The following is a 24,691-nucleotide window of genomic DNA, read 5'->3' as shown; positions in this document are numbered from 1 at the left end:
GGTCCGATGAGTGTCGGTTCGCCGCATTCACGGGCGATGCGCACCCGACGAACACGCCCGTCGCCCTGGACCGACCGACCTGGTCCCGCTGTCCTGCAACGAGATCCAGCGCCTGTTCAGCCGAGGACCCGGCGAGGTGCCGCCAGAACGCAGACGATGCCGTCGCGCATCCCAACGGAGAGGTGGAGGACAGCGGCGACGACGGACCTGACGTCTGAGCCGCGCCCGGTGGCCGTGGCGCGCCGGGTGAACTGGTGCGAGAAGTGCCGTACGGCGTCGGGCGGCATGAGCCAGACCCAGCTCGTCCTCGTCGTCCTCGTCGTCCTCGCGCGCTGTCGTACTTGGGGCTCACCGGCCACGACGACGCCGCGTCCAGCCGGACCGCCAGCCCCTGATCCTCGTCCGGGCCCGGCGCAGGACGGCGGTGTGCGACGGCCGGGCGTGGGCGCCGACGGGCGGGCGGTTTGGGTACTTATGGTGGCCTGATGAGGTTCGTACCTTGGTGGGCCGCGCTCTCGTCCGGCTGCGCGCCTCCTCTGCTGGTCGGTGGCTGGTCGGTTGCGGCGGAGCTGCACGGGCCCGGCTACGACCCGGCCACGGAGACCATCAGCGTCATGGCGGCCGGCGGAGCTTCCGGACGGTGGGTGCTGACCGGGGTACTGCTCGTCCTGGGAATCTGTCACCTCGTCACCGCTTGGGGACTGCGCCCGGCCGCACCTGCCGGGAGGGTCGCGCTGGGCTGCGGCGGGGTGGCCGTGATGGGGATGGGCCTGTCCCCGGTTCCGGAGAGCGGGGGTTCGCTGGTGCACGGCTGGGTCGTCGCCGTCGGCTTCGCGCTCATGGCGCTGTGGCCGGTCCTGGCGTCCGACCGCGACGGAGCCGCCCCCTGGGGACTACGGCCCGCGCTGTCGCTCGCGGTGTGCCTGCTGATGGGAGCCGGCGCGGCGTGGTTCCTGATCGAACTGCATCGCCAGGGCGCCGCCGGCGTGGCCGAACGCGTCCTGACCACCGCCCAGACGGCATGGCCCTTCGTGGTGGTGGCGTCCTGCAGGGCCAGGGCACCCCTTGGACGGACGAGTGAGACGGACAGGACGGACCAGATGGACAGGACGGACCAGACGGACCAGACGGACCGGACAGATCGGCCGTGAATCGGGTCTAGGAGCTCGCTCCTGGTCTTCGCGCTGGACACCGGCTCAAGCGTCGTGGAGTACACGATCTTCTCCGCGGCGTGCCAGTCGCGGGCGTACCGCAGGATGTGCGGCGGCTGGTCGGGATCGGTGTGCGCGGTCTCCCAGTAGACCATCGTCTCGTATCTTGGCGAGCGCGTGTGCATGGGTGATGGCGAAAAGAGCCTCGACCTGCTCGTCCACCCGGCCCTTGGCCCTCTCCCAGCCGGTCTCAGCGAGGGCCAGGCAGTGCTCGGGGCGGTGCAGCTTCATGCCCTGCTGCGACATCGTGCACATCACGAAGCCGTCCTGGCCGGGGATGCCGGAGGCCCGTGCGAGAGCGAGGGACTGGAGGTAGTACCGCTGTGCCAGGCCCTGTTCCCCCGGAGTCGTATGCCTTCCAGCCTGCGAGGTGGGCGTCGGCCGAGGCGACGGACAGCACCTCGGACCTCACCTCACCGTTGGCGAAGCGGCCCCGGCACAGGTCCGCGATGTCGGTGACCAGGTACTGCACGAACGCGGAGCGGCCGTGCTGCCCGCCGTGTTTCTCGTCCATGTCCATGAAGAGCTTCACCATGTCGCGTACGGCCGCGATGTCGGCGTGCCCGGCGACCGCGCCGGTCGCCACGGTGCGGGTGCGGGCGGCGGCTTCCTGGACGCTCTCCAGCGGCAGGGGCGCGGCGGCTTCGATCCAGCCCCTGAGACGTCGGCCGGCAGAGCTCATGGAAAATATGGCCCAGGCGGGGTGGTGCTGACCTCCTCGCACGAACCAGGCGAAGGGGTGCTCACATGGGGGACATACCGGCGGAGCGGCGTCGCATCCTGCAGTCGCCTCCGCCCGAACTCGTCGCGGAGGCGGCTGCGAACCCGGGCGGGTCGGTTGCGGTGATCGACCCTGACCTCATCGGCGACCCCAACGGCTACGTCCCGGGGGAAGCCGTCCAGGGTGTCTGGCGGGTCGGCGAGGACGGGAAACTGACCGGCGAGTTCGTGGAGAATCCGAACTACGGCCCGCCCAAGGACGACTTCTCCAAGTTCACGGATTCCAAGCACTGGCTGGACTGGCTCGGTGAACAGCCCGCCATTGCAGTGCGCGACTCCATCGCGGGGATTTTGGACGAACAGGTCCCTGGAGCGGTTCTGGAGTGGATCAAGGTGCTCGACGGTCCGCGCTACCTCACCGGAGGCCGCCCCCAACCGGACGATGAGAGCCACATGATCGTCACCCGGGCCGGCATCGCCCTGCCCTTCGCGCTCTCCGTGACCAGCCCCGGACGCAACCGGGAGATCCTCCAGGGCGTGTTCTCCTGGGTCGCCGTCAGACTCGACCAGCCCGGCAACCGCAAGGACCAGGTCTGGCTCGACCTACGAGCCGACCTGGACTGGGCAGAGACGGAACTCCGCAGCCGGATCTACCTCGTCGGCCAGGCCCCAGCCCCCGGCACCACCACCTGAAATCCGCCCCGGCTCCATCTCGGGTCGACACAACGTGCCTCACATCCCTCCGACTGCTGCACATACTTGACCTGCAGCAACGTCGCGGCGGCCCCAGGTACTGACGCCGCGCAGGGCGGTGACGTAGGAAATGTCGACACCACGGCGGCGGTGTTCCGCTCACCGCGATGACGCCGGTCGAGCGCGAGGCGGTCCTCAGCGACACGATGGACGCCGTCATCACGTCCCTCAGAGGGCTCCGTGCATACCCGAGTGCTCCACCGTGGCGCGTGTACGAGATCAACAGAGAGGTCCAAAGACGGGTGCTAAGGGTTCGTTGCCGAGTTGCACTTCACCCTGAGCCCGCGCCGGTGCGCACCCGCCAAGCGGTATGCGCTCGTTGCCCGGATCGCGCTGACGACGCAATCCTTGAGCCATGTCACGGGGCATGGGTCAGGTGCAGCAGGCTGTACTCACCCACCTTCGCAGTGAACCCGCGGGGCGCAGCGCCATCGACGGTGCCCCGCTGTTGGTGCCCCGCTGTAGACGTCGATCACCCAACTCGCCGCCGCCGTCTACAGGCTGGCCGTGCCGTGCACTTGGACCGCAAGAGCGGCCAGGACAAGGACTCCCAGCGGCAGCAGCGTCCGGGGCGCTGGATCGGATCCCACGTTCGTGCGGTGCTCGACAAGCCGCGCCTCGAGAGCCTGCTCAAAGGCGTTTTGGTCGTCGTCGAGGACTACACGAACGTGGGATCCGATCCGGTGTCAGAGGACCGACTGCGTCCAGCTCCCTGGCCGCCTCGGCGCGCTCATCAGCGTCCGGCTTGCTCAGCGGCGCGGTGGGCCGGCCGGTCAGTATGTGATCTTTGATGACGTGGCCGTAGGGCCTGCACAATCACGGTATGGCCAACATTGTCGAAGCAGCCTGGCACAAGATCCTCCGTCTCGTCATTGGTAGCGGTGTCAGCGCGGCAGTCGGAGGTCTGTGCAGTGGTGGCGTTTGGCCGAGGCCTTCGCGAAACCGGCGAGGAGCTGCTTGGCCAAGTCCCGCTGCGCGGCGGTGTCGTCGTCTCCTCCGGGGAGAGCTGTGAACAGCGCTCGGGCGCTGTAGTCGGGACATTTGGCACTTGCCTACGCGCCGAAGTGGTCGCTTCCTGGCGGGCGGGTGTACTGCAGGCCACCGGGCCTTGGACGACGTCTTCCTTTCCTTCATCGGCCGAGCTGGATCGGCACGGCCACTCAGCGGCACACCATGGCACGTCCCCACGGCGACGCCAGCCCCCGACGGCTTCGGCGCTGCCCGGAGATCCGGGATCCGACCGCCGCCGTGGTCCGTTTCGCAGGACCACCGGCGGGCTGCCTTCACCGCTGTGGCGGTCACCAGTTCGGCGACCTTGCGGGCTCTGTCCGAAGACGTGCCGTCAGAGGCGATCTCCCGCGCGGAGACTGCCACGGAGGCGTCCCGGTTGCGGCAGGGGAGCACCACGGAGGTGGTGCTCAGATCTGTAAAACCGCGCCAGCCACCGCCGAGGGGAATGGGTGGCGTGTTCCTGTCTCTTGGCTGGATCTCGGTGAAAATACTGGTGCCGGGCACCTCGGTGGTGTCACGGTCAACCAGCCCTGATGAGGATCGGCGAAAACGGGTGTGCCCGCGCTTCCGTGATGGCCTACGGCAGGATCAGGATTCTCGCCCTCAGTAGCGGGAACGAGGCTCGTACGCGCCCTATCCTGCAGACCAGCTCAGGGTCAAGCTCTCACCCGTCAGGGGTGCGCCTTGCCCTGCCCCTCTCCGGCGGCGGCCTGGCGGTAGAAGGTCTCGGACTCGTCTGTGCGTCCCGCATCTTCCAGCAGGAAGCCGAAGCTGACCACGGCCTCTGCTTCCCCCACCTCCGCGGCCTGGCGGAAGGCGGCCTCAGCCCCGTCCGTACGCCCCGCCTCCCCTAACAGGAGGCCGAGGGTGAACATCGCATTGGTGTCCCCCAGTGCTGCTGGCATGACGGTAGGCGACTTCGGCGATGGCTGGTGCTGCGCGATGGGCGTGAATGCCGATGCTGAGGTAGTCGGCGGTTTCTGCAACGTGCTGGAGAATCGATGACGGATGACGGTCGCGAGACAGCAGAACTTTCCGCCGCCAACGCTCAGGTAGGTGATGTCGCAGCCGATCAGATCCGGCGGCCTTCGCCGCAGCCGGGTCCGCGACGGTGGTGCGGTGCCGGCTCGCAGGCGCACTCCCTCGATCCCGATGACCCGCATGATCCTGGAGACCCGCTTGTGATTCACGGCCGGCCGCCCTCCTCACAGAGCTCGGCGGTGATCCTCGGGGCGCCGTAAGTGCCGTCGGAGTCCTGGTGGGTCTTGCGTATCCGGGTCGCGAGCTCAGCCTCGGCCGTCTGCCGGGCCAGCCGGTGTGGGGCGGTGCGGCGCCAGTAGTCGAAGCTCGAGCGGGCGATCCCCAGCAGCGAGCACAAGCGCGTGACACCGAACCGGCGCTGGTGATCTTCAACGAACTGGCAGCGGCTCACCAGCGCGTCTCCCCCACGAAATACCGGGCCGCCTTGCACAGGATGTCCCGTTCTTCCTCGAGCTCGCGCACCCGCTTGCGCAACGCGGCAACTTCCGCCGAGTCCGGTGTCGGCGCGGCCGCCGGGAACGTCGAGTCGGCGCCGGGGCTCCGACCGTCAGCGGCCCGGATCCAGTTGCGCAGCGTCTCGGTGCTCACTCCGAGATCGGCAGCAACCGACTTGATCGTCGCTCCCGGACGGGACCGTACAACGCGACCTCGTCCGCCTTGAACTCGGCGGGATAGTGCTTCATCCCCGCGGGGGCTCCGTTCTCCCAGACCATCAGGATCCAAGTCTCTCCGGTATCCAAGATCCGGAGTCAGGGCCCCATCGCAGACCGGACCGGTCAAGGCCGGGGGCATGCTTGGCGGGGTGTCCCGTCGGCCGAGCGATACGAGACCAACCCCATGGCATCGAGGCCGTGAGTAACAACTTCGCGAGCCGAGCGATTGCCGGACCGCCCGAGGTTGAGGGCCGCGGTCTTCTCCTCATTCCATCCAGAGGGGCCTGTCCTGCCCAGCAGCAGGTCCCACCCCGTCAGAATATTTGGCTGCCGACACTGCATACGAAAGTTCAGCACCCGCAGCACTGGTACCCGAGCAACTACCTGTGGCGGGAGGTCGTCAGCCTGATCCGGCAGCTCATTGAGTGTGTGGTAGCCCCTGCCGTCGAGCTCCACCGCGACGGCATGAACCAGATTGGCGAGATCGTCGTGGAGCAGACCAGGCCTCGTTGCTGCCCAAGGGGGTGCGGGCGTCGGAAAGTCCATGAGCTTAGGCCTCCCGCGGCGTGGGAGTGTCTTCGCTGTCACGGTCAAGCGAGGGGGCGTCGGGGTCGAAGCACACGACGATGAGGCGTGCTTGGGGGGCGCTGGAGGGATGTGCGGAAGCCATCACCGCACGGCCGATGCCATGGTCTGGGTGCCACAGTGGCCGGCTATCCCCGTCGGGGTACTTGTAGCCGTCGACGCCGGCGTTAAAGATGCGTCGAGTGACCGGGTCCGCACGCACACGCTCCATGAGCTGCCCGAGCCTGTCGTTCTCCGGATTCTGCAGTGCCACCGAGTGCAGTTGGGAGAGCACGGAAGGCGCCCAACTCCTCTCCCAGTCAAGGAGGAGCCGGTGACGCGCCAGATCGGAGAACAGCATCCAATCCATCATGTTTTCCGGTACGCCTCGGCCTCCGGTGAAGCCCGAGACCCTGAAAAGACGGGCGAAAGCGGCGTTCCAGGCCACAAGGCCCCATTGCACGTTCGTGACGTAGGCAATCTCCCGCTGCCCGTCGACGACGCGCTGCCACTCGCCTTGAGATGGGATCCGCACACCGGCGTCGGGATACAGGGGCCCCGGCGGCATTACACCCAGTGCAAGGAGGTGAAGTTGGCGGTATTCATCCTCTGTTAGCCGGAAAAGTGAGGCTATCTCATGTAGGTGTTCGGTTTGGATGCCCCGGCCGGGCAGCTTGCCGCCCTCGACGCCGGCGTACTTACCCCGCCCCCACCCCAGGATGTAGTTGACCTGGTCCTGGGTCGGCCCCGTCATGCGTGGCCCGCGACGTGAAGGGTCGCGCGGTGGCAGGCCGAGAGTTGTTGGGCCAACCCGTTCGCGGAACGTCTGCAGGAGTGTCCTGAACTGCTCGAGCTCGTCCTCTGCCATGCCGTTCCCCTCTCCCTTGCTCCCGTGGTCTTCGGAAGCCCGGCGTGCGCGCTCGCCGCGCGCTCTGCTGGCTGTCGCGTCAGCATTTTAGGCAGAGGAGAATCACGGCCCGCACTCAGGGACCTACGGTCGGTTACCACAACAGGCCTTTGGGGGGAATCAGTCGAAAAGGGAATGCACTCACAGAGTGAGGAACGAGGCGAATCCCCCCACTTCGCTGAGTGGACGGCTTGGTTCCACATCGTGAACCGGCAGGCACTGGCCTCGTGTGGGCCAACCCCCAGCATGAGCCCCCCCCTGGGCGGGAGCCAGTTGATCAAAGGGAGCCGCGAGACTGCGCAGAATCGTGGCGCCGCCGATGTCACCTCCTTCCGCTGCGACGGTGTTGGGCTGCACCTCCGCATAGCCGTACGAGACGGAGGGCGGATTGATGAGTGCGACCTCGGGGTCCGCCCATCGGCATCACGCGTCCATGGAAGTTCAGCAAGTGCCGTGGCTACCGCGGCCGTTTCGCTCTCAACCGAGGAGAGGCGGGTTGCCGACGTCGGCGTCAGCGCGTCGGGCCGGAAGACGAAGGACCAGTCATCCGTGATGCGCGCGGCTGACTGACTGACTGACTGACTGACTGGCTGACTGACTGGCTGGCTGGCTGGCTGGCTGGCTGGCTGGCTGCCGATCGGATCAACACTCACCAACGCTGCTGCCCCGCCGTCGGCCAGCCGCAGCTTCTGCCACGACCGCATCTCGCCCCAGGTCAGCAACGAACTGTGGGCCTCAGCGCCGACGACGAGGACGGACAGCCGGGCCGGGCGAGTGTGCGCGCAAGTGTCAACGCGTGCACGCCTCCTGGTCCTGCCGCGACCTCCAGGGGGACCCACGACACCGTGGCAGGCAGGCCAAGCTTCACTATGACGTGGGTGCCCAGTTCGACCGGCGCGGCCGCGGGGGGCCGTCCGTTCGGCCCGTGTCGTGGAACGTGATGATCCCACCCACCTGCGCGGCCGCGACGCCTGCCAGCCTCAGCGCCTCGCCTGCGGCGGCTTCGCCGAGAGCGGCTATATCCGCGAAAGCCCGGGCGCGGCGCTCCTCGTCCGACGGACATGAGCTGAGCTCAGAAAGGGAGCGGGCGAACACTCCGAGCGCGGCCTGGGGAGCGGGGCGCGGGCGACGTGTCCTCCCCACAGAAGCTGTGATGCAGCTTGATGATCTCCTCATGGGTGATCTCGTGTGTCGCGGTCGATACCCCTGGCCGACTGACGTAGGTCACAGGAATCCCCCTCCTCTGAAGTTTTGGCCACAGCACTGTGTCTTGCCGACCGCCCAACTACCGCGCTTCCGCACTCTCCCTGCCCGCAGTCGCGACCTCCTGGCCAGCTATCAGGCCGGAACGAGGTCCCTGCGCTCCCATGCAAAGCGGGCAGCATGCTCTGCGAGAGCAACCGCTCCTAGTGGCTCCTTGCCGTCGAGGTGCGCATACTCTGCCGCGGTCACGATTGCTATGCGCTCGACGGCGCCCAGATGCGAGTAGAAGCCGCTGTCGATGATGGAGCTCGCCGCGTCATAGGCCCCTGTGCCCGCCAGATGGTGCTGATGGATCAAGCGCTCCAGCTCTGTCAGATACTCGCGGTGGGCGTGCGCCTCGGCGGCCGTCATCGGCCGCCCGTGCCCAGGGACGATGACTCGCGGGCGTAACTCGAGGATCGCGTCGACCGCGGCCACGACGTTGCGCAGGGGCCCATTCCAGTGCGCTGGGTGATCCCCGTTGAAGAGGATGTCGCCGGCAACAACAACGTCGCGCGACTTGATCCACGCGATGACGTCCCCAGCCGTGTGCGCCGGGCCGACCTCGAAGAGCTGCACATCCATCCCACCGACTCTGACCGCACGGTTGTCCCGGAACGTGTCAGTTGGTCCCACGAGGCTCACGTTCTCGTAGTCGTAGTGGCCGAACTTCTGGCGCGCGTACCACCCCATGGGGGTGTCAGGGTCGCTGCCGTTCACCAGGCGGTGCATGTCGGCCGGGCCTGGTTCGTGACACAGGTGCTCGGCATTTGTGGCGCTGCTGATGATGCGCGCCCCAGGAAAGTAGGCGTTGCCGAAGCAGTGGTCACCGTTGGCGTGGGTGTTGATCACGGTGTCGATGGTGGTGTCCGTGGGCAGGACCTTCGCCGCGGCCGCTTGTAAGGCTCGGGTCATTGCCTCGTCGTAGGGCGTATCGACCAGGGCGGCTTCTCCCCCGGATACCAGGAGGACGCAGTTCGCCTCTCCCCACCTCCCCTTCTCGGCATGGGTGTCCCACAGGTACACGCCCTCCGCGATGTACTGAAGATGCTCAGGAAAGGTCAGAGACTTCTTTGGATGCAGCATGGGCGCATTCTCTATAACAACTGGGCTTTTGGCGAGTGTTGAAGAACACAAATGCAGGGCTGGGTCAGTCCTCGGATGAGAAGGCACCCTACGCGGCACGTGCCGGGACATCAAATCCCCGTTACAGAGGACGACTTGGGGTACTGAGGGCCACGGGTGGGCAGGGTTGAGACTAGCGGAGATATTCAGCAGGAAACTGTACCTATTTCCTTTGCTATTGATTGCCCGCTGCCGGATGGTGAGGATGGGGCGCTTGTCAGGATCCCCGGTCGGACGTTCCCGGGGAGCTCGGCCGAGCTCCCCGGGAAAGCGCCATCACTGGAGGCGCGGATGGTCTGGCGAATCTCGCCGAGTTGAGGGCTCGACAACCGGACGACATCACCAGGCTTGAGCCACCCGCGGAATCCCGCTGCCGCCATGTGCTCCAGAAGGCATCCACCGGGGAGGGTTCCGGACCCGATGACGTCCCCGGCTTCAAGGGTGCTGCCGCGGGAGATGTGCGAGATGACGTCCTCAAAGCGCCAGTCGCCGCTCTTCCTGTCCCCGACACTGCCCGCGCCGATCAGTTCGTCCCCGACGTATGCGCTGATGGGGACGGTGGCGTCGAACTCGTCCGCCGTCACCAGCCACGGACCCAGGCTCGTCCCGCCGTCTTTGCCCTTCAGTACGCCGATACCCAGCTGCATCTCCCGCAGCTGGACATCCCGCGCACTCCAGTCGCATAGCAGCGTGTATCCGGCGATGTGCGACAGGGCGCGCTCCGGGTCGATGTCACGCCCCGGCCGACCGATGACGATCCCCACCTCCAGCTCGAAGTCGAACATTCGGCTCCCCGGGAAAATCGGCATGTCGTCGTAAGGGCCCACGACCGTGCGGTGATTGCCCTGGTAGACCGCGGGTATCTGCTGCCACACCTCTGGAAGATCTTCGGGCTGCCCCTGCGCCACCCGGCAGGCGCGCAGGTGGTCCAGGTAGCACAGTGCGTCGAAGAGAGCAGGAGGCCTGGGAATGGGCGCGCAGAGGCGGACCCGATCGAGTTCCACCACCTGGTCAGGCTTGGCCAACGCCTGCTGGCCCGCCCGCTCCAATACGCCAGTGCCGGCCGCCAGGAGGTCGGCGAGTGAATCCCCCGGCGGGAGGGTGTAGATCTCCTGGCCGTGCACGACCCCCACCCGCCGGTCTCGGCGTCCCGTGTGCAACGGCTCCTCATAGGTAACCCAGCGCATATCAGCTCCCGGCTCTCATTGCGATTGCGAGCCGCACCATAACTCCCTTGCTGACTGCCACTGCGCCTGCCGCTAAAGGGCGGACCCCGGCCAGCCGCCCGGATCGGCCTGTGCAGGTTGCGGTGAATACCCATCAGGAAACTGTACCTATTTACCAACCCGTTGATTCCGGTCCGATATTGGCTGCATGCTCCTCCTTGCACCGACGCACCTCTCGTGGTGGCAAAGCAGCGCGCAGCTCGCCGCTGCACGGGTCCGAGAGGAGCGCAATCAGGGGCCCTGACCTCGGATCTTGGATACCGGAGAGACTTGGATCTTGATGGTCTAGGAGAACGGAGTCCCCGTGGGGATGACTCCGGGGTCAAAGCCCCACTCGGATCTGACCGTGTCGTGGGAGACGCGTCGGTCCTCAACTGCGAGGGGGAGTTCGCTTTGCTGCAAACTGCTGCTGTCATGCCATCGGAACGTAATGGTGTTTCCGTGGGGCGCACTCTGGCGGTGCTGCGTGCGTTGCAGCAGCTCGGCGACGGCGCCCATCCGCTGTCCTCCATCGCCGCCAGGGCAGGTTTGCCCGCCCCCACCGCGTATCGCTACGTCCAAGCGCTGATCTGTGAGGGAGCCTTGGAGCGACGAGGGCCGCGCGGCCACTACGCCCTTGTAGAGGCACCGCTTCTCTTCTCCGGCTCCTTCTCAGACTCGTCTGGTCCGCCAACTAGCGCGGGGTCGGCTGCAGTTCGAGCAGAGCTGATCACACTACAGTCACGCACCGGTCAAATCGCCCTGGCGTACGTACCGCTCTTGATCGGCAAGCCGATGCGCATCCACGCAGAGCAGGCTCTCGGCGCACATGCGCAGCACCTTCACACCAACCCACAAGCGTCGCTCCAGGCCTTGTGGCGTGCTCCACTCGAGGCTGACCCTCCTGGGTGGGCCATCCTGGCATGCCTCGGTGACGTCACCGCGGCACGGCCGCAGCTCGCCCGTATTCGGCAGGACGGATACGCCGTCGGCCCATCGCCCCTGCTCGACAGGGACGCCATCGCAGCACCGCTCTGGCGGGGCTCGACCGTGGCCGGCGCAGTCAGCCTCCTCGCGGCTCACAGCCAGGTAGGCAGCCCCACAGTCCGAAACCGCCTAGTCGACTCCGTGATGGATACGGCAGCGACAATCAGCACGCAGTTGACGCTCTCTGGCATGCCCGTATCAGTCCTTTGACCTGCACCAACTCGCCTGCTCCACAGCACATTCATAAAGGGATCCCCCATGTCCCGTTCCGTCCTGATCACCGGAGGCAACCGCAGCATCGGCCTGGCTGCTGCACGCGCTCTGCAAGCGGCCGGCGACCACGTTGCCGTCACCTACCGCACCGGTGAACCCCGGAGGGGCTCTTCGCCATCCAGAGCGATGTCACCGACACCGGCCAGGTGCAGGCTGCCTTCAAGGAGGCCGAGAACGCGCACGGTCCGGTTGAAGTGCTGGTGTGCTGCGAGCTCAGTTGATCTCCCCACCCATCGTGTGACGTTGTTCGGTGTGTCGGCTTGGGGTGATCTTGTTGCGGAGCGACGTGGATGCTCATGCACTACGTCGCCAGGGTTGGTCGATCTCGGCGATTGCGAGACATCTGGGCCGTGACCGTTCGATCCCCACTCAGAGCCCCGCCATAACGTGGGCAAGACCGCCAACGAAGGGCAGCAAGGGCGGCCGGCCCGCAGGCTTCGGCAAGACGATCTACAGGCGAAGGAACAATTCGAGCGGACGATCAACGCGTTGAAGAACTCCCGAGCCATGGCCACAAGGTTCGACAAGCGCGGCCACATCTTCCACGGCACCGTCACCATCACCGTCGCCTCGATCCGACTCTGGCTCCGCCCGTGATCTCCCCCGGATCTAGTCGCCGGTCGTGCCGTCGAGCATCTCGCGCAGGATGTCCAGGTGGCCGTTGTGCCGGGCCGTCTCCTCGGTGAGGTGGAGGAGGATCCAGCGCAGGTCGACGTGGAGGCCATTGCGGATGGTTCGCTGGGCCTGCTTGTCCAGGCCGTTCCCGGCGACCAGTTCGCGGTAGCGGGCGCTCTGTTCCACGTATGCGTCGAGCAACTGCGTGAGCGGGAAGTCGACGGCGATACGCATCTCGCGGTCGGGGTCCTCCTCGGTCCAGGGGCCCCGGTCTTCCTCGCCGAGGAAGACCACCTGGAACCAGTAGTACTCGACCCAGCGCAGGTGGTTGATCACTCCGCTCATGGTCATCAGCGGTGAGCCCGGCAGGAGCGCCTTGCATGCGTTCTCCGCAGAGACGCCATCACACTTGGCGCGGGCGGTGTTACGTGCGTAGTCGAGAAACGTGGTGAGCTGGGTGCGCTCGTCCCACGCAGGTGGCGTGTCATCGATTCTGGTCATCGCGCGAAGCGTCCCCGATCACCACGACCGATGTCGAGGTATTTAACGACGGACCCAACCTGCTTCACCCAGCCCCTTGTCCGGCGGGTCGATACACCGATTCAGCGCCGGTGGGCCGCCCGGCATGATCCGCCGGACAGGCCCTGGCGACACTGACGCGACGGGCTATCGGTAAGGTCCGCGCCCGCGTGGAACATTTCATCGGCCACATGAAGAACTACAAGATCCTCCGCGACTGTGGCTCAAGAGCCAAGTGTGGCGGTGGGAGACCGGCCCGCCATCACCGAGCGAATTCGCTGGTCCAGGACACGGGCCCAAGCCTCGGCACGCGGGCTGGTTCCTTCTCGGGGGTGCTGACGATGACCTCCACGGCACCGATCCGCATGATGACGTGAGCGAAGCGTTCGGTCGTGAAACTGAGGGCGTCGTCACCAAGGTTCGGCACCTCCTTCGGATGAGGATCCCGTCGGCGTTGGCCTCCTCTCTCTTTGGGGCCTCGGTCGAAGGTGAGTCTGACGCGAGCGGAGTGGAGGAGGCCGGGGCGCGGCCGTCGGAGCTGTCTTCGCTGGAGCAGGCCACTGCGCCGAACACGAGCGCAGGGATTAGGCCAAGCAATGCCGCGTGCCCCACGGCTCTCGGATACGACGTGACAGCCCGCCTGTTCACTTGAATCCCCCATGGCCGCTAAGTGCTTCCAGTGTCGTCCTGGCTGCTATCCGTCTTGCGCCGGCCCGCCGACACGCGAGCGAGAGGACAGCCTGCTTGTGGTTCTTGTCCTCGCGGCCTTTCCGGTCGTCATACGTCCGTGAGGCCGGGCAGGACCTGACGAGGTTGTGAGCGAATGCGTTCGGGGCGTGCTGGCCTGAGCGTTCGGCTGGTGGGCGGTTCAGCAGGCCGTCATGCTGACGGGCACGAGTTCGGTGCTCGGCGTGCGTCGGGTGGCGCGCTGGGCGGCGCGGTCGGAGACCAGGCGCCGGCGATGGCACGGTGGGGTCGCTGGGTAGTGCTCGCGCCGTCCAGGAAGCGTTGCAGGGGGCGCCATTGCTTGTGCTCGGCGTTGGCGTGTTCGACGCAGATCCGCGCTGATGACTGGCGGCGTCACATCTCGCGCCAGGCGTACTGCTCGCCGAGTGGGGCATCCTCCTTCGGTTTCTTCGGCGGGGCGCTGGCCTGGTCGGGGAACTCGTTGGCCAGCCCTCGGTAGCCCTCGTCGACCTCCGCCTTCACCTTCACCTTCACCTTCACCTTCACCTTCACCTGCGAGTGAAGGCGGAGCTGCTCGGCGATGCCCTCGGTGCGCATCGCAGTCTGGTCATGCATGCGGCCGGGCCGGTCGGCCCCGGACCACAGGGTGCAGCCCTGGGAGTCGCTGATGGTGGTGGTCTTCATGGTGTTCTGCTTCTTCTTGCCGGAGACGAACGCGCAGCGGCCAGGCCGGTGGGCCTTGGGGCGGCGGACCTGGGTCTCGGTGCCGTCGATCCGCAAGGTGACGTTCTCGGCGGCGGCGTAGGAGAACACGTCTGCCGGCGTGCGCAGCCGCACCCCGGGCCGGTCGGGGGCGGCGAAGCCCCGCTCGGCCAGCAGCGGACGGATCTCCCCGATCGCCCGGGTGATGGTGGACCGCTCCAGGCCGTACAGCTCCGCAAGAGCGGCGTGCGGGAGCTGGTGACGCAGGTGGACCAGGGTGACCAGCACCCGGTCGGTGAACACCAGGTCGTGCTTCGGCCCGGCGCCCGGCTGCTGCCTGCGCTTTCCGCCTCGCCGCTCCTGCAGCGCGGACTGACAGCAGGCAGTCCATGGAGCGGCCGACTCCTCGATCAAACCTCCGAGATGCGCATGAGAAATACCCGTGAAGGCTGGATGGGACAAGGCCGCACGGGCCCATTCCTTCGTCGTCACACACGAGGAACCCGTGCGGCCGCCTCCACGTCACGCCCGACTTCTACCCATCCCAGTTGATCTTTGCCGGGCTGGGTCTCATAGCCACCGCATGGCTGCCTCGACGCTGTCGTCGATGCTGGTGTTGAACGCGATCGCGGCCCCCGGTGCATGCTGCCGGACCAAGTTCACGACCTGCTCGAAGAACGTCAGCACAGGTTCAGGCTTGCGTATCCCACCCCCGATGACGACGACGTCCCAGTCCCGTTCGGACAGCGCCGCGACCATCATGGACTCGGCTGATTCGTCCGGCGCAATCAGCGTCATGGAAGCATCGACGGCATGTTCGCCAAAACGGGCCAGTTCCTGGTCCAGGACCGCGCGTGTTCCCGTTGCATGAAGCTGCCATCTGGGTGGCGACATCACCTGAGACTCCAGGCCCTGCCCACGTCGACGACGACCCCGCGTGAGCCGGGAACTTCGCTCACAGCCTCGTAAGGCTCGCCATGGCGGAGAAGCAGGCCCGCAGGAGGCCTCGGTGGTAGCACTGTGGTGGGTGCAGGTTCCCGCTGACGCGGCCGGAGTCGGGGGGCCAGGCGGCCAAGTCTTTGAAGCCGGTGATGACTCGCCATGACGAACACAGTGGCAACGTGCTGCGGATTCGCAGATTCTCACTGAGCTACTGGCTCGATCGTGGCGTTCTTACGCAATGGTCCGCGGCTCGTTTTGCTGGTAGCGGTCAAATTCGACCGGATCATGGGCGGAGAAAATTTCCACCTGATCGCCATGCTCTTTGGCCAGTTCGCGCAGCCGGGCCTGGTTGCGGTGGCGGGCAGGGCCATCGACTTGGACCAGGGTCTGGAAGAGGGCCAGTCCTGGTGTGGAGCGTGGAGCGAGGGGATCGATCTCGCTGTGGGAGAAGTAGGCGTCCCCGGCGTGCAGCAGCCAGCGGGGGCTGGTTGCGCTGTCCGTTGCCTCGTGGCGGCGCACCAGCACACCGGCATGGCCGCGGGTGTGCCCAGGTAGCGGTATCAGCGCGATGTCGGCCGGGATTCCCTGGAGTTGTCGTACGGACTCGAAGCCGAACCAGTGGTCTCCGCCGGTGGGGTTGTAAGTGACCCAGTCGGGCCCGTGGGCCCATTGGTCGGCTCGGTATCGCATACGTTCAGCCCGTGTGGCGGCCCTCATCGCGGCTTGGTGCTCGGTCGCGTGGAGGTGAACCTTTGCCTTGGGGAAGTCGGGCAGCCCGCCGGCGTGGTCGAGGTCGAGGTGGGTCAGGACGATGTGCCTGACGTCGTCGACCGCGTATCCAAGCTCGGTCACCTGGTGCGCCGCCGTCTCGGCGAGGTCTAGACGCGGACGGGTGAGAAACAGGAATTCGCGGCCCAGGGATCGCCTGGGGTCGGCGATGGCTCGCAGGCCTACCCCGGTGTCCACAAGCACCAATCCTTGGTCGGTCTCGATCAGTAGGCAGTGGCAGATCATCCGGGCGGTCTGGAACGGCAGTCGGCTGCCGTTGACGAGCCGGCCGCCGACCGGCTGCATCGTGCCGCAGTTCAGGTGATGGATGCGCATCATGTTCCCCTTCCAGATATGTGGTTCGAATTCCAGATATGTGGTTCGAAATCGGTGACGAACAGTCAGGTCACCGTCGTGGCGAGCCACGTTGGTATCGCGCTGGACGGCGATGCTTCACGCTAAACAGTGGAGTACGCTCCAAGGTCAAGCCATGATCTGACGGAGGGGCATGCGTATCGGAGAGCTGGCCGCACAAGCGGGCATCACGAAGGACACCGTCCGGTTCTACGAGAAACTCGGCCTCGTCGCAGGCCGACGGCTGACCAACGGCTATCGCGACTTCCCGCCCGAGACAGTGCCCTGGCTGCACTACATCCGCACCGCGCAGGCGCTCGGATTCTCACTGGCGGAGATTGCCCGGCACGGCGAGGAACTGCGCGACGCACCGGATACCGCGGAAGCACTGTCCGCGTTGCTCAAGGGAAAGATCCAAGTCATCGACGCGCGCATGGCCGAACTCGCCGCCCTGCGAGCCGAACTCGAGGTGCGCGTCGGCACCGGATGCCCGTTGCAGCCGGCTGATTGAGGAGATGTCACTGACCCCCCGGGCCCGCCGACCATCAGGTCGGCGGGCCCGGGGGTGACCGGAATTTCGTGAAGGTCATTGCTGAGTGAGTATCCACGTCCGCATGTGCGTGGGAGGCCGTCCTCATCACGGTTTGTCGAAGGTCCGCTGACCGGGGTGAAGTTGCGGCAATGGCTTCGGCTGGGGGCAGGAAATGTGGCTGCGCGGATGGTCGGCGTGCGATACAACCGGGCCATGGAAGAGCAGCGTCTGCCTGGCGGGCGGACCGTGGGTGCGGTGCGGATCGGTGATGCGGTCCACCGGCCCGTGCAGCCCTGGACGCCTGCCGTGCATGCGGTGCTGCGTCATCTGGAGGCCGTGGGATTCAGCGGGGCGCCCCGGCTGCTGGGGATGGATACGCGAGGGCGTGAGGTCTTGACCCATCTTGTGGGCGAGACCGCTGGTGAGGATCTTCCCTGGCCCGCATGGGTGTATTCGGACACCGCGTTGGTGAGTGTCGGCAGGTGGGCCCGCCGGCTGCACGATGCGACGGAGACATTCGTACCACCGTCGGGGGTGCGCTGGCTCGCCGGGCAGACGTGGCGGCCGGGGCTGGTCATCGGGCACCATGACGCCGCCCCGTGGAACGCGGTGTGGCACGAGGGCGATCTGGCCGGGTTCTTCGATTGGGACACCGCTGGGCCTTCGTCGCGCGAGTTCGATCTGGCATTCATGGCGTTGACCTGGGTGCCGTTGCAGGCCCGTCGATTGGCCGAGCGGACTGGATTCACCGCGTTCGAGGACCGGTCCCGACGTCTGCACCTGCTGCTCGACGCCTATGGCTACGACGGCGACCGGTCGGCCTTCGCGGCCGTGGTGGCCGCACGGGCCCGGACGAACGCCGACGTCATCGACCACATGGCCGCCGACGGCAACCCGGTATACACCGCGCTTCTCCCGGTTGCCGCCGACCTGCGGCAAGCCGCCCTCGAGGTCGAGGCGATACCCACCTCCTTTTGGACCCCTGCCGGCGGCTAGGGCACTGGCGCGACAGCAACCGCGAGGCTCTTGCCTCGAACGGCCTGTTTCGAACGGCCTGTTTCGAACGGCCTGTTGGAGCAGGCCCGTTGGAGCAGGCCCGTTCGCATTCTCGGGCGAGGGTCAGATCTGCTTGGGCCAGGCCGGATTGCGGCCGATCGTGTCGATGATGGGCTGGAATTGGGCCCAGGCGTGAGCGGGTCGTACGGAACCCCAGGTCTGCTGGGACAGCATGCGCAGGGGCTGCATGATCCCGGCTGCCACCTGCTGTTGGGTCTGCAGGTGGGGCAGGTCGCACCAGACGTGAAGCTTGGCTCCGAGGTTCCGGGCCCGGTCGTGGGGCTTCAGGGTGCCGCCGGCCTCGAACAGATCGGCGTGCCACTTTTCGTAGCCGAAGGCCGTGTCGGGTGTGTTGCCGCCGAGGATGTAGTACGTGGGGTGCCAGCTGGCGTTGATGATGCGGTGGCCGTTGTCCACGTGCTGTTGAGGGGTGAGTCCGTGTGTATACCAGTACTCCAGGATCACGTTCCGGTCGACGGTTACCGTGTTGCCGCCGTGGATGCCGTCGCTCCAGGCCCGTGTCGTCTTGCCGTGGGCTCGTACCAGTCGGTTCGCCCAGTTGACAAAGCCGAGGTACGCGTCCCTGACGCCTGCCTTGGGGCCATGTTGTTTGCGGGCGTGAGCGAGGAGTTGCGGATAGCCGTTGCCATCGGCGCCGTACTCGTCGGCACCGATGTGAAAGTACGGCCCGGGGAATAGTTTCAGGTACTCGGTGTAGAGCTCCTTGATGAGCTGATAGGCACCGGGCTTGCTGAGGTCGATGGCGCCCTCACGGACCTTGCCGGTGCGGTCGGTGAGCCGAAGATGTGGATGCTTGGCGAGGACCGCAGTCAGATGCCCGGGGGCCTCGATCTCAGGCACCACCGTGATCTTGTACCGGGCTGCGAGCGCGATGAGGTCCAGCACCTGGCGCTTGGTCAGGTGCTGCGAGGAGACAACCTCGGGGTGTGAGGCGGACTCGATACGGAAGCCCTGGTTGTCGGAGAGGTGCAGGTGCAGGTGCAGGTGCAGGTGCAGGTAGTTGAGCTTGAGGTAGGCCAGTTCCTTGATGTGAGCGGCCAGCCACCGCGGGGTGAAGTACTTGCGGCCCACATCCACCATGAGGCCGCGCTCGGGCTTGGTCGGCCAGTCCCGGGCTGTGCCCCGGGGGACGGTCCGCTTTTGCTTGAGGAGTTGCAAGACCGTACGGGTGCCGTAGAAGGCACCGGTGTCCGTGCGAGCGGAGACCGTGAGGCGGTCGGTGGAGCCGAGCGCATAGCCCTCCCGACCCAGGGTGCGGTCCGGGGCTCCCAGCGTGAGGAAGATGTCGCCCTTGCGTACCTCGCCGGCTGCCCCGACGGCCTGGACGGGCCGCCGTCCGGTAAGAGCCGCGAGGTCGTCCGCGAAGGTGGCAGCGGTGATGGCCAGGGCCGCCGCGTGTGCACGGCTACGGACGATGCGTGTGCCGGGCTGGTAGGAGTATGAGCCGCTGCCGCCATGCCACTCACGCAGTGCCGGGATGACGGGAAGCTTCGCGTTCGAGACAGTACCCGCGAGGTGGTACTCCCAGTACGCTTCCAGATCGCCGTTGGCGCTGACCGTGCGGAGTTTCAGTACGGCTTCGGCGCCGGCGAGGCCCCAGCGGGCCCCGCTGATCTCGAGGCGGTCGGCGACGATTTGGCGAGCTGCTCCCTCGATGATCCCGGTCGCGATGGGCCAGCCGGCTGCGAGGGCCTGGTCGTAGTGCAGGAACTCGTACTTGGTCCGCAGGTAGCGGACGCAGGTAGCGGACGCAGGTGTCGGCGCCCTGGCGCTGTTCGGCACTCAACTCGGCCTGGTCGGCTTCGGTTTGGATCGCGTCGGCGGCTCCGGCGGCGTTGCCGTTCAAGAGGGCCAGGGCGTGGCCGGCGACCCAGTCCTCGGCTGCCGTATCGCGCGCCTGGTGGAAACACCAGCTCGCCGACCACAAATAGTCCAGAACGTGGACGATGACGATGACGATGACGATGACGATGTGCACGTCGGCATCGTGGAGGCGGGCTTCGCCTGGATCAGGTCGAGTTGATGGCGGGCGCCGTCCACGAGCACCACCCAGCACCGTCGATGGTGCGGATCGCGGGATTCGGCATGGTCGAAGGCCTGCCCGACGACGTGCTCGGCGTCGTGGACGACCGATCCGCACAACCACTTGCCCTGGGCGATCGGCCCGGGCCGCGGCGTGTAGTCACCAGCGCGGCCGCCGGGCGGGGCGATCACATCGTGCGGGCGGCGCGGGGCCGGCCCGCAGTCGTAGACCGCACCGAGGGTGGCCAGCACTTTCGGGCGCCCTTCTCTCCGGCGGCGAGACGGGTGCGGAAGGTGTGCTGCCGCTTGGCGGCGGCCTGCCGGGTGGCCTCCCGCAGTGCCTCGGGCCGCATCACGATGCCCTTGCCGTCCACCGACAGCACCAACACCGTGGAAACCGAGCACGGTTCGACGACCTTCGCGTCGCAGAAGACGTCGATGTCCTTCGCGGCCTCGACGAGCAGGCCGGCGAGCCGGCGCTTGCCGAGCACCCGGCCGCACCGACGCACGATCGCCTCCAGCGAGGCGTCATAGGACACACGGGTCGCCTCCCGCACCGCCAGACGGGCCAGGCCGTGCGAGTGCCGACCCCTCGGCAGCGACAGCATGGCATCAGCCGGGTGCACGTTGGGTGTCTCCAGGCGCCGCCAGGCACAGCGCGTCACCGTGACCGTGCCGAACACCGTGGCCAGCAGCCGCCGATGGCCCGTCTCCAAGGGTGGCCTGGGCAGACCGTCCGCGCCGATCACCTGCGGACGACGCACGACCACGGCCTGCTGTTCGCGCCGTTCCCGCAGATCCAGATGATCCTGGAAAAGCTGCCGCAGCAGGCCCCGGCCCTTCTCCTCAAGGAGCTCTTCCAGCGCGTGATGGGGAAGTTCACCCGCGGCCGGACAGGCCAGATCCGTCACGAGCGCCCCGAACAATTTCGTCGCCGCCTCAAAGGAGTCAACACTCGACGGCGTGTCGTACCGTTCCACCGGACTGTTCTTCCTGCACGGACAGTCGGCACTTCCGAACGTAGGAAGAAGAGTCCTCATCCGCCAGAGCCCGCACGTCCCGGCCCGCGGTCCTCGCCAGGGTCGAGCAGGGCGAACAGACCCGGCGAGCCCTCGGTGAGCCAGCCCCGGCTCGCCAGGCGCTTCAGCCGCACCCGGGTCGACTCCACGTTCGAGGCACCCTCGCCCCGCCCGGTCGCCACCGAGACCGGCTTCGACCGCATCGGCCGCCCCGCAGCCCGCAGCCCGCAGCCGGATGGGGTTTGAAGAGCGGTCCCTGATCACCGGAATGTAGATTTTGGCCATGCCTGGTGACTGGCGGATGGACCGGATCGGGGCTGCGCTGAGGGACGAGAACCCGACCGTCCTGCGACGGCTGACGTCGGGGTTCGCGGTGATCGGGGATGTTCAGTTCCTGCCGGGCTACTCGGTTCTGCTCGTGGACGAACCGGATGTGCAGCGGCTGTCGGACCTGCCGAGGGCGAAGCGGCTGTCGTTCCTGTCTGACATGGACCAGCTCGGTGAAGCGGTCGAGCGTGCCTGTCGGCGGCTGGACCCGGCTTTCCGACGGGTCAACCTGGAGATCCTGGGGAATACGGACCCGTTCTTGCACGCGCATGTCTGGCCGCGGTTCGAGTGGGAGCCGGACAGTGTGGTGGGTGCTCCGGTCTGGCTCTATCCGCGTGAACGGTGGAGCGACGAGCAATTCAAGCTCGGCCCGCAGCATGACGTGCTGCGAGATGCGATCGGCAGCGAACTGGACCAGCTGCGTGCCCAACACCCGTGATGGTCAAGGGACTCCCAGCAGGAAGGGATCCGATCGTGTCCGCGATGCCGGGGAGCGACGGGAAGCAGGTTTCCACCCGTTGCCGCACCACACCACGACAACTACTCACGTACTCAAGTACGCGTACTCATGCGCGGCCGCACGGCACCCCCAAAGATGCACCTATGGCGCGAACCTCCAGTGAGGAAACGGCGAATGCCCACCTCCGCGAGGTGCGTTCCGGCCTTCTCCTCCCCTGCTGGTGACGGGCCCGGCATCCAGTCGTCGACCTGTTCACCACAGCTGCTCCTCAGGGGGCAGAGCTCCCGGGCCAGTCGGCCTCCGTGCCCCCAGGCCCCCTTTTGCCGAAAGAGACATGCATGAGTCGCGACCTGCACATACGAGCTGCCACTCCCGAGGACCTGGTCTGGGTCCACGAGTTGAGGCACCGCGTGTACGCCCAGGAGCTCGGTCAGCACACGCCGCAACCGGACCGACGGTTGCACGACGCGCTGGACGGCGACAACGTCTACCTCGTCGCGGCCCGAGGGCCGGTCCGCATCGGCTTCGTCAGCCTCACCCCGCCGTGGCTGGGCCGCTACGGCCTCGACAAGTACCTGACCCGCGACGAACTGCCGCTGCTGTCCGAGGATGGAGTCTTCGAGGTACGCATCCTCACCGTGGAGCCGCGCTGGCGCAGCACCGCGGTGGCCCCGCTGCTGATGTACGCGGCCCTGCGCTGGATCTCCTCCCGGGGAGGCCGCACGGTGGTGGCGATGGGCCGCACCGAACTGCTCGGCATGTACCTGGCGGCCGGCCTGCGGCCCCTCGGACACACCGTCCGCAGCGGTGCGGTGACCTTCGAGGTACTGACGGGCGAGGTGGCCGGGCTGACGCAGGTCGCCACCACCCGGTACCGAACCGCCCTGGAACGGTTCCGCTCCGTCGTGGACTGGCAGTTGGACATGGAATGGGCGCCCGGGCCGGACGGCTGTGAACACGGCGGCGCCTCCTTCACCGCCATTGGAACGGACTTTCGCACGTTGCACCGGCGCCACGAGGTCGTCGCCGCCGACGTGCTGGACGCCTGGTTCCCGCCCGCTCCCGAGGCACGTGCGGCGCTCACGGAAGACCCGGCCTGGTACGCCAGAACCTCGCCTCCCACCGGCGCCGAGGGCCTGCTGTCAGAACTCTCGAAGGCCCGGGCACTGCCGGTGGAGACGCTCCTGACCGGAGCCGGCTCGTCGGACCTGATCTTTCGAGCGTTCGGCCGGTGGCTGACCCCAGAGAGCAGGGTGCTGCTGCTGGATCCGGGGTACGGCGAATACGCCCATGTCACCGAGCGCGTGATCGGGTGCCGGGTGGACCGCTTCCGGTTGCACCGGAGCGACGGGTGGCGGATCGACTTCGCCCGGCTGGCCTCCGTCGTCGGGGCGGGCCGTTACGACCTGGTGGTCGTGGTCAACCCGAACAACCCGACCGGACGCCACGCATCCGCCGCCGAACTGCGCACCCTGATCGCGGCCGCCCCGGCCGGGACCCGCTGGTGGATCGACGAGGCCTACCTCGGCTACGTGGACCTGGCGGAGTCGCTCGCCCCACTGGCCGCCGTAGACCCGCGGGTCGTGGTCTGCACCTCGCTGTCCAAGATGTACGCGCTGTCCGGCGTGCGGGCGGCCTACCTGGTGGCCGAACCCGCCACCGCGGCACTGCTGCGCCGGTGGACGCCGCCCTGGGCGGTGAGCCTTCCCGCACAACTCGCCGCCGTGGCCGCCCTGCGGGACCCCGCGCACTACCGCGCCTGCTGGCTGCGCACCCACACCCTGCGCCATCGACTGGCCACCGACCTCGCCCAGGTGGCCGACACCTCCGTGGTCGAGGAGGGCGTCGCGAACTTCCTCAACATCACCCTGCCGTACGACGGACCGAGCGCTGCCCGCCTGGTGCGGGAGTGCCGCCGGCACGACGTCTACCTGCGCGACCTGTCGCCCCTCTCGCCGCAGTACGAAGGGCGCACCGTACGCGTCGCGGTCAGGGACGCGGCGGAGAACGCGCGCATCGTTGCGGCGTACGAAGCCGCGCTGGAGACGCTGCGACCGAGCTCCCCCTCGCGGCGGGCCCCCGGACTCGCGGCCGACGCCGCCGCCGGGTACGCCCGGTGATCACCGTCGACTCCCTCGCGCCCTTCCTCGGCGGGGCCCTGGCGCTCGGCGGGATCGCCGCGGCACTCTCCGGCCGCCGCGAACTGCTGGTCCGTTGGTGCTGCTGGGCGGTCGGAGTGCCCCTGGTCGCCGGAGCGTTCTGGTGGGGCAGCCCGGGGGTGACGGCCCTCGCGCTCGTGGTCGGGGTGGTCGCGGCGATGGAGTTCGGCGGGCTGATGGGTCTGTCCCGGCCAGACAGGGCCGTACTGGCCGCTGCCGTCTCCGTTGTGGTGCTGACCTCCTGGCTGGCCCCCGGACACGAGGCGCGGGCGGTGGCGGTCGGCGCGCTGTCCATCGCCGCGGTCCCGCTCCTGTCCGGTGACTCCACCCACGGTCTGCGCCGGCTCGGGGCCGGTCTGCTCGGGCTGGTCTGGCTGAGCGTGCTCGCCGCCCTGGTGCCGCTCGGCGCGACCGCGCTCGCCCTGTTCGCCGCTGTCTCGGTGGGCGACATCGTCGCGTACTTCGCCGGACAACGGCTGGGCGGGCCACCGCTGTCACCGCTCTCCCCGGCCAAGCGGTGGAGCGGAACCCTCTCCGGTGCCGCGGCCGCCCTCGGTGTGCTCGCCGCGCTGTCCGCGCTGAGCCTGCCGATGGCGGTCGCGGTGGCGGTCGGCGCCCCGGCGGGGGACCTCCTCGAATCCATGGTCAAGCGAGGAGCGCAGGCGAAGGACTCCGCTCACTGGCTGGCCGGCTCCGGGGGCCTGCTCGACCGGATCGACTCACTCCTCCTCGCCCTGGCCGTACTTCTCCTCCTGCGCTGACTCAGGGGCTCAGGAACTTCGGCTGGTGTACGGCCCTGCCCGACGGCTACGCCCA

General features: G+C 67.4%; 25 protein-coding genes and 3 pseudogenes. 11 read left to right on the top strand and 17 right to left on the bottom strand.

Translation table 11 applies throughout. The features are described 5' to 3' along the window. Window positions 1-116: 116 nt before the first annotated feature. Entirely contained in the window at window positions 117-287 is a 171-nt protein-coding gene (locus tag E2651_RS43620; protein WP_167828648.1) for a hypothetical protein, read from the bottom strand. 198 nt (window positions 288-485) lie between these two features. Between E2651_RS43620 and E2651_RS01215 the strand changes: the two genes are divergently transcribed. Further along, window positions 486-1,151, top strand: coding sequence for a DUF998 domain-containing protein (locus tag E2651_RS01215; protein WP_135329045.1), 666 nt, complete (start codon window positions 486-488; stop codon window positions 1,149-1,151). Window positions 1,152-1,165: 14 nt separating this feature from the next. Here the strand turns inward: E2651_RS01215 and E2651_RS46070 are convergent. Together E2651_RS46070 and E2651_RS01205 are read right to left on the bottom strand one after the other, a co-directional pair. After that, a pseudogene (locus tag E2651_RS46070) lies at window positions 1,166-1,318 on the bottom strand (deaminase); the annotation flags it as partial. A gap of 83 nt (window positions 1,319-1,401) precedes the next feature. Continuing rightward, complete coding sequence (locus E2651_RS01205; RefSeq protein WP_209446034.1) at window positions 1,402-1,893, bottom strand: hypothetical protein; 492 nt, start codon at window positions 1,891-1,893, stop codon at window positions 1,402-1,404. A gap of 65 nt (window positions 1,894-1,958) precedes the next feature. On the opposite strand from E2651_RS01205, the gene E2651_RS01200 reads away from it, so the two are divergent. Next, entirely contained in the window at window positions 1,959-2,624 is a 666-nt protein-coding gene (locus E2651_RS01200; RefSeq protein ID WP_135329044.1) for a hypothetical protein, read from the top strand. 554 nt (window positions 2,625-3,178) lie between these two features. On the opposite strand, the gene E2651_RS01195 is transcribed toward E2651_RS01200, so the two are convergent. The 5 genes from E2651_RS01195 to E2651_RS01175 all read right to left on the bottom strand — a co-directional run bounded on the left by E2651_RS01195 (window position 3,179) and on the right by E2651_RS01175 (window position 6,821). After that, a complete protein-coding gene (locus E2651_RS01195) occupies window positions 3,179-3,364 on the bottom strand; it encodes an Imm49 family immunity protein (RefSeq protein WP_348541594.1) in 186 nt (61 codons plus the stop codon). 1,002 nt (window positions 3,365-4,366) lie between these two features. Next, complete coding sequence (locus E2651_RS01190) at window positions 4,367-4,885, bottom strand: tetratricopeptide repeat protein (protein ID WP_135329043.1); 519 nt, start codon at window positions 4,883-4,885, stop codon at window positions 4,367-4,369. After that, the gene (locus E2651_RS01185) at window positions 4,882-5,127 is read right to left on the bottom strand and encodes an IS3 family transposase (protein ID WP_167828647.1); all 246 of its coding nucleotides are present in this window, start codon (window positions 5,125-5,127) and stop codon (window positions 4,882-4,884) included. Before E2651_RS01185 ends, E2651_RS01190 begins: the two co-directional genes overlap by 4 nt. Further along, on the bottom strand, window positions 5,124-5,528 hold the full coding sequence (locus E2651_RS45890) for a transposase (RefSeq protein ID WP_135329041.1): 405 nt from the start codon (window positions 5,526-5,528) through the stop codon (window positions 5,124-5,126). The genes E2651_RS01185 and E2651_RS45890 overlap by 4 nt, the downstream gene beginning before the upstream one ends. A 411-nt stretch (window positions 5,529-5,939) precedes the next feature. Further along, complete coding sequence (locus tag E2651_RS01175) at window positions 5,940-6,821, bottom strand: hypothetical protein (protein ID WP_135329040.1); 882 nt, start codon at window positions 6,819-6,821, stop codon at window positions 5,940-5,942. Between the two features lie 969 nt (window positions 6,822-7,790). Here E2651_RS01175 and E2651_RS45885 point away from each other — a divergent pair. Continuing rightward, on the top strand, window positions 7,791-7,925 hold the full coding sequence (locus tag E2651_RS45885; protein WP_280922747.1) for a hypothetical protein: 135 nt from the start codon (window positions 7,791-7,793) through the stop codon (window positions 7,923-7,925). A gap of 273 nt (window positions 7,926-8,198) precedes the next feature. Here E2651_RS45885 and E2651_RS01165 read toward each other — a convergent pair whose 3' ends face one another. Together E2651_RS01165 and E2651_RS01160 are read right to left on the bottom strand one after the other, a co-directional pair. Continuing rightward, on the bottom strand, window positions 8,199-9,188 hold the full coding sequence (locus E2651_RS01165; protein WP_167828645.1) for an MBL fold metallo-hydrolase: 990 nt from the start codon (window positions 9,186-9,188) through the stop codon (window positions 8,199-8,201). A 185-nt stretch (window positions 9,189-9,373) separates the two neighbouring features. Further along, the gene (locus E2651_RS01160; RefSeq protein WP_209446033.1) at window positions 9,374-10,351 is read right to left on the bottom strand and encodes a fumarylacetoacetate hydrolase family protein; all 978 of its coding nucleotides are present in this window, start codon (window positions 10,349-10,351) and stop codon (window positions 9,374-9,376) included. Window positions 10,352-10,867: 516 nt separating this feature from the next. Between E2651_RS01160 and E2651_RS01155 the strand changes: the two genes are divergently transcribed. The 3 genes and pseudogenes from E2651_RS01155 to E2651_RS44965 all read left to right on the top strand — a co-directional run. Continuing rightward, window positions 10,868-11,629, top strand: a complete 762-nt coding sequence (locus tag E2651_RS01155; RefSeq protein ID WP_135329073.1) for a helix-turn-helix domain-containing protein — start codon at window positions 10,868-10,870, stop codon at window positions 11,627-11,629. Between the two features lie 48 nt (window positions 11,630-11,677). Next, window positions 11,678-11,895: pseudogene (locus E2651_RS44970) on the top strand (SDR family NAD(P)-dependent oxidoreductase); the annotation flags it as partial. A gap of 268 nt (window positions 11,896-12,163) precedes the next feature. Beyond that, window positions 12,164-12,289, top strand: a pseudogene (locus E2651_RS44965) (IS5/IS1182 family transposase); the annotation flags it as partial. Between the two features lie 12 nt (window positions 12,290-12,301). On the opposite strand, the gene E2651_RS01140 reads toward E2651_RS44965, so the two are convergent. The 4 genes from E2651_RS01140 to E2651_RS01115 form a co-directional block, all read right to left on the bottom strand. Continuing rightward, window positions 12,302-12,808, bottom strand: coding sequence for a DinB family protein (locus tag E2651_RS01140; protein ID WP_135329035.1), 507 nt, complete (start codon window positions 12,806-12,808; stop codon window positions 12,302-12,304). Between the two features lie 1,098 nt (window positions 12,809-13,906). After that, window positions 13,907-14,629 carry a transposase gene (locus tag E2651_RS43610; RefSeq protein WP_245238479.1) on the bottom strand — a complete coding sequence of 241 codons (723 nt, stop codon included), beginning with the start codon at window positions 14,627-14,629 and terminating at the stop codon, window positions 13,907-13,909. A gap of 156 nt (window positions 14,630-14,785) precedes the next feature. Further along, window positions 14,786-15,109 (bottom strand): hypothetical protein, encoded by a 324-nt coding sequence (locus E2651_RS01120; protein WP_245238485.1) that lies wholly within the window; start codon window positions 15,107-15,109, stop codon window positions 14,786-14,788. A 279-nt stretch (window positions 15,110-15,388) separates the two neighbouring features. After that, a complete protein-coding gene (locus tag E2651_RS01115) occupies window positions 15,389-16,264 on the bottom strand; it encodes an MBL fold metallo-hydrolase (RefSeq protein WP_348541592.1) in 876 nt (291 codons plus the stop codon). Window positions 16,265-16,433: 169 nt separating this feature from the next. Here E2651_RS01115 and E2651_RS01110 point away from each other — a divergent pair, with 169 nt between their 5' ends. Next, window positions 16,434-16,790: a MerR family transcriptional regulator gene (locus E2651_RS01110; protein WP_135329033.1), complete on the top strand. Its 357-nt coding sequence runs from the start codon at window positions 16,434-16,436 to the stop codon at window positions 16,788-16,790. 234 nt (window positions 16,791-17,024) lie between these two features. After that, entirely contained in the window at window positions 17,025-17,807 is a 783-nt protein-coding gene (locus E2651_RS01105; RefSeq protein ID WP_135329032.1) for a phosphotransferase, read from the top strand. A 123-nt stretch (window positions 17,808-17,930) separates the two neighbouring features. Here E2651_RS01105 and E2651_RS01100 read toward each other — a convergent pair whose 3' ends face one another. From E2651_RS01100 to E2651_RS01090, 3 genes are all read right to left on the bottom strand, one after another. Next, entirely contained in the window at window positions 17,931-19,670 is a 1,740-nt protein-coding gene (locus E2651_RS01100; protein ID WP_245238478.1) for a beta-N-acetylhexosaminidase, read from the bottom strand. A 428-nt stretch (window positions 19,671-20,098) separates the two neighbouring features. Next, window positions 20,099-20,890: a hypothetical protein gene (locus E2651_RS01095; protein ID WP_135329031.1), complete on the bottom strand. Its 792-nt coding sequence runs from the start codon at window positions 20,888-20,890 to the stop codon at window positions 20,099-20,101. 56 nt (window positions 20,891-20,946) lie between these two features. Beyond that, entirely contained in the window at window positions 20,947-21,132 is a 186-nt protein-coding gene (locus tag E2651_RS01090) for a hypothetical protein (protein WP_135329030.1), read from the bottom strand. 80 nt (window positions 21,133-21,212) lie between these two features. Here E2651_RS01090 and E2651_RS01085 point away from each other — a divergent pair, with 80 nt between their 5' ends. The 3 genes from E2651_RS01085 to E2651_RS01075 all read left to right on the top strand — a co-directional run bounded on the left by E2651_RS01085 (window position 21,213) and on the right by E2651_RS01075 (window position 24,636). Further along, complete coding sequence (locus tag E2651_RS01085; protein ID WP_135329029.1) at window positions 21,213-21,695, top strand: diadenosine tetraphosphate hydrolase; 483 nt, start codon at window positions 21,213-21,215, stop codon at window positions 21,693-21,695. A 359-nt stretch (window positions 21,696-22,054) separates the two neighbouring features. Continuing rightward, complete coding sequence (locus E2651_RS01080; RefSeq protein ID WP_135329028.1) at window positions 22,055-23,836, top strand: histidinol-phosphate transaminase; 1,782 nt, start codon at window positions 22,055-22,057, stop codon at window positions 23,834-23,836. Then, window positions 23,833-24,636, top strand: coding sequence for a phosphatidate cytidylyltransferase (locus E2651_RS01075; protein ID WP_209446032.1), 804 nt, complete (start codon window positions 23,833-23,835; stop codon window positions 24,634-24,636). The genes E2651_RS01080 and E2651_RS01075 overlap by 4 nt, the downstream gene beginning before the upstream one ends. The last annotated feature ends 55 nt before the right edge of the window (window positions 24,637-24,691 follow it).

Origin of the sequence: Streptomyces sp. MZ04, from assembly GCF_004684775.1 — a bacterium.
Taxonomy (GTDB): Bacteria; Actinomycetota; Actinomycetes; order Streptomycetales; family Streptomycetaceae; genus Streptomyces.
Note: the sequence above shows the minus strand (reverse complement) of the source record. Positions and strands in the feature narration are given on the sequence as shown.

Coding starts and splice junctions, on each gene's coding strand:
- E2651_RS01215 (WP_135329045.1), top strand. CDS start 486: ATGAGGTTCGTACCTTGGTGGGCCGCGCTCTCGTCCGGCTGCGCGCCT.
- E2651_RS43620 (WP_167828648.1), bottom strand. CDS start 287: ATGCCGCCCGACGCCGTACGGCACTTCTCGCACCAGTTCACCCGGCGC.
- E2651_RS01175 (WP_135329040.1), bottom strand. CDS start 6,821: ATGGCAGAGGACGAGCTCGAGCAGTTCAGGACACTCCTGCAGACGTTC.
- E2651_RS01085 (WP_135329029.1), top strand. CDS start 21,213: ATGCCTGGTGACTGGCGGATGGACCGGATCGGGGCTGCGCTGAGGGAC.
- E2651_RS45890 (WP_135329041.1), bottom strand. CDS start 5,528: ATGCCCCCGGCCTTGACCGGTCCGGTCTGCGATGGGGCCCTGACTCCG.
- E2651_RS01200 (WP_135329044.1), top strand. CDS start 1,959: ATGGGGGACATACCGGCGGAGCGGCGTCGCATCCTGCAGTCGCCTCCG.
- E2651_RS01205 (WP_209446034.1), bottom strand. CDS start 1,893: ATGAGCTCTGCCGGCCGACGTCTCAGGGGCTGGATCGAAGCCGCCGCG.
- E2651_RS01120 (WP_245238485.1), bottom strand. CDS start 15,109: ATGTCGCCACCCAGATGGCAGCTTCATGCAACGGGAACACGCGCGGTC.
- E2651_RS01115 (WP_348541592.1), bottom strand. CDS start 16,264: ATGATGCGCATCCATCACCTGAACTGCGGCACGATGCAGCCGGTCGGC.
- E2651_RS01110 (WP_135329033.1), top strand. CDS start 16,434: ATGCGTATCGGAGAGCTGGCCGCACAAGCGGGCATCACGAAGGACACC.
- E2651_RS01090 (WP_135329030.1), bottom strand. CDS start 21,132: ATGCGGTCGAAGCCGGTCTCGGTGGCGACCGGGCGGGGCGAGGGTGCC.
- E2651_RS01105 (WP_135329032.1), top strand. CDS start 17,025: ATGGAAGAGCAGCGTCTGCCTGGCGGGCGGACCGTGGGTGCGGTGCGG.
- E2651_RS01165 (WP_167828645.1), bottom strand. CDS start 9,188: ATGCTGCATCCAAAGAAGTCTCTGACCTTTCCTGAGCATCTTCAGTAC.
- E2651_RS01140 (WP_135329035.1), bottom strand. CDS start 12,808: ATGACCAGAATCGATGACACGCCACCTGCGTGGGACGAGCGCACCCAG.
- E2651_RS01155 (WP_135329073.1), top strand. CDS start 10,868: ATGCCATCGGAACGTAATGGTGTTTCCGTGGGGCGCACTCTGGCGGTG.
- E2651_RS01080 (WP_135329028.1), top strand. CDS start 22,055: ATGAGTCGCGACCTGCACATACGAGCTGCCACTCCCGAGGACCTGGTC.